2 protein-coding genes are annotated in these 879 nt (G+C 65.2%); both read left to right on the forward strand.

What is annotated here, in order from left to right:
• On the forward strand, positions 1-141 hold a 141-nt coding region (locus TRL7639_RS22740; protein ID WP_503089932.1), incomplete at its 5' end, for a RidA family protein.
• Between the two features lie 76 nt (positions 142-217).
• Positions 218-879 (forward strand): DUF1028 domain-containing protein (locus tag TRL7639_RS22745; RefSeq protein WP_085798196.1); only part of this gene is annotated, 662 nt, incomplete at its 3' end.

Here is an 879-nt window from a genome sequence, read left to right on the forward strand (position 1 = left end):
CGCCACCGCGAGGCCGTGTACCGCACTATGGGCGAATACATCAAAGGTGTGCATCCGGTGTCCACCGGTCTGGTCGTACAGGCGCTTGCCCGTCCCGAATGGCTGGTCGAGATCGACGGGACCGCAGTAATTCCCGACTGACCGGGCAGGGGGCTGTCTGCCCCCTCTGCTCCTGCGGAGCATTCACCCCCGAGGATATTTGGAGCAAGAGGAAGATATGACGTTCTCTCTGGTGGCGCGCTGCGCAGATACGGGCATGTTTGGCATTGCGATCTCGTCTTCGTCTCCGGCGGTTGCCGCACGCTGTTCGTTTGCGCGCGCCGGGGTTGGGGCGGTGGCCACGCAGAATGTGACCGACCCGGCGCTTGGCCCTTTGGCCTTGGACCTGATGGAGGGTGGCGCCACGGCGGCTCAGGCCATCGCGGGCGTTCAGCAACAGGGCCGGTTCATCGAGTACCGACAGGTTCTGGCGGTCGATAAGGCGGGCAATACGGCGATCCATTCGGGGCCGAATTCCTTGGGCATCTGGACGCAGGCCCAGGGGCGCGATGTGGCTTCGGGCGGGAACCTGTTGGCCAATGACGGCATCTGCCAGGCCATCGTCGACGGGTTCGAGGGGGCAACGGGCCACCTGGGCGATCGGTTGATTGCGGCAATGCGCGCAGGTTTGGCGGCCGGCGGTGAGGCGGGGCCGATCCATTCGGCAGGACTGAAACTCGTGGATCAGGTCAGCTGGCCGGTCGCGGATCTGCGCTGCGATTGGACTGAGGACTGCCCGGTTGAGGCCATCGCGACGGCCTGGGACATCTACAAACCCCAACTCGACGCCTACGTCCAACGCGCATTGGACCCGCGAGAGGCACCCTCTTACGGCGTCCC

The organism is Falsiruegeria litorea R37 (assembly GCF_900172225.1).
Taxonomy (GTDB): domain Bacteria; phylum Pseudomonadota; class Alphaproteobacteria; order Rhodobacterales; family Rhodobacteraceae; genus Falsiruegeria; species Falsiruegeria litorea.